This window comes from Streptomyces sp. NPDC056160, assembly GCF_042268205.1.
In the GTDB taxonomy this organism is placed as follows: domain Bacteria; phylum Actinomycetota; class Actinomycetes; order Streptomycetales; family Streptomycetaceae; genus Streptomyces.
Genome location: NZ_JBHJUW010000328.1, coordinates 1 through 1,791 on the forward strand (window position 1 = coordinate 1; position 1,791 = coordinate 1,791).

General features: G+C 72.4%; 3 protein-coding genes. 2 read left to right on the plus strand and 1 reads right to left on the minus strand.

Going from position 1 to position 1,791, the window contains the following annotated elements; translation table 11 throughout:
• The first annotated feature begins 118 nt into the window (after nucleotides 1-118).
• Both ACFC02_RS42470 and ACFC02_RS42475 read left to right on the plus strand, forming a co-directional pair.
• On the plus strand, nucleotides 119-757 hold the full coding sequence (locus ACFC02_RS42470) for a ClpP family protease (RefSeq protein WP_376368375.1): 639 nt from the start codon (nucleotides 119-121) through the stop codon (nucleotides 755-757).
• 1 nt (nucleotide 758) lies between these two features.
• Nucleotides 759-1,361, plus strand: coding sequence for a ClpP family protease (locus ACFC02_RS42475; RefSeq protein ID WP_376368376.1), 603 nt, complete (start codon nucleotides 759-761; stop codon nucleotides 1,359-1,361).
• A 22-nt stretch (nucleotides 1,362-1,383) separates the two neighbouring features.
• On the opposite strand, the gene ACFC02_RS42480 is transcribed toward ACFC02_RS42475, so the two are convergent.
• The coding region (locus ACFC02_RS42480) for a helix-turn-helix domain-containing protein (RefSeq protein WP_376368378.1) at nucleotides 1,384-1,791 on the minus strand (408 nt) is incomplete at its 5' end.

A 1,791-nucleotide genomic window follows, 5' to 3' on the forward strand; every position in this document is an offset into this window, starting at 1 on the left:
TCTCTGCCCGTGGCAGATCTGCCACGGGCAGAGAAACCGTCCGGCGCGGCCGCGCGCGGCCGACAGTGGAGCCGACGGCATCCATGCCACGACATCCACGCCACGACGAGGAGACCCGATGACCGCACTCACCGCTCTGCCGGCGCGCGCCGAGGAGGGCGAGACGCCGCCCAGCCGCTTCGACGACCACCTGGCGAGCCTGCTGCTCGCGCAGCGGATCGTGTTCCTGGGCACACAGGTCGACGAGGTGTCGGCCAACCGCGTGTGCGCCCAGTTGCTGCTGCTGTCGGCCGAGGACCCGCGCGCCGACATCAGCCTGTACATCAACAGCCCGGGCGGGTCCGTCAGCGCCGGGCTCGCCATCTACGACACGATGCGGCTCATCCCGAACGACGTGTCCACGCTGGCCATGGGGTTCGCCGCGAGCATGGGCCAGTTCCTGCTCACGGTGGGCACGCACGGCAAGCGGTTCGCGCTGCCGCACGCGCGGATCATGATGCACCAGCCGTCGGCGGGCATCGGCGGCACCACCGCGGACATCGAGATCCAGGCGCAGAACCTGGAACACACGAAACGGACCATCGAACGGCTCACCGCCCAGCACACCGGGCAGAGCGAGGAGACGGTCTCGCGGGACGGCGACCGGGACCGCTGGTTCACCGCGGAACAGGCCAGGGAGTACGGGATGGTGGACCAGGTGGTGGAGTCGCTGACCGACGTCCGCCCGGCCGCCTCGCGCCGACGGATGGGGTTGTGACATGGGGTCGTACACGGTTCCGTACGTGATCGAGCGGACCGCCCAGGGCGAGCGGTCCTACGACGTGTTCAGCAGGCTGCTGAACGAGCGGATCATCTTCCTCGGCACGGAGATCGACGACGGCGTCGCCAACGTCGTCATCGCGCAACTGCTCCACCTGGAGTCGGCCAACCCCGAGCAGGAGGTCGCCGTCTACCTGAACTCGCCGGGTGGTTCCTATACCTCGCTGATGGCGATCTACGACACCATGACGTTCGTGCGGTCACCGATCTCCACGTTCTGCGTGGGCCAGGCCGCCTCCACGGCGGCGGTGCTGCTGGCCGGCGGGGACCCGGGGCGGCGGTTCGTGCTGGAGCACTCGCGGGTGCTGCTGGGGCAGCCGGCCAGCGGCGGCCGGCAGGGGACGGTCTCCGACCTGGCGCTCCAGGCCCAGGAGATGGTCCGCATCCGCTCCCAGGTCGAGGAGGTGCTGGCCCGGCACACCGGTCACGACGCCGCGGCCCTGCGCGCCGACATGGACCGCGACAAGGTGTTCACCGCCCGCGAGGCGGTGGCGTACGGGCTCGCCGACGAGGTACTGAGCCGGCGCCTCCTGACGGTCTGAGACGCCGGCCCGTGAGGCGGTGTCAGGCGGCGAGGCACAGCCCGTCGAAGCGGGAGGCGGTCCTGGGCGAGGCCGACGGCGCCGAGGACAGCGAGGACAGGGACGGGGCGGTCGTGCCCCGGCCGCGGCCCGCGGTGAGCCCGGTGACCCGCGTCAGCTCGCCCTGGGTCAGGGCCAGCAGGTCGGCGAGGCCCAGGCCGAGCGCCTGGGCGGCGGCCGCGAGGACCTCCGAGGAGGCCTCCTTGCGGCCGCGCTCGATCTCCGACAAGTAGGGCATGGAGATCCGCGCCGCGTCGGCGACGTCCTTGAGCGTGCGCTCCTGGGCGAGCCGTTCGCGGCGCAGGACGTCGCCCACGAGGTCGCGCCAGAGGGGTTCGCGCGCGGGGGCGGTCCGGCCGGCGGGAGCGCCCGCGGCCGGACGGCCCGGCGC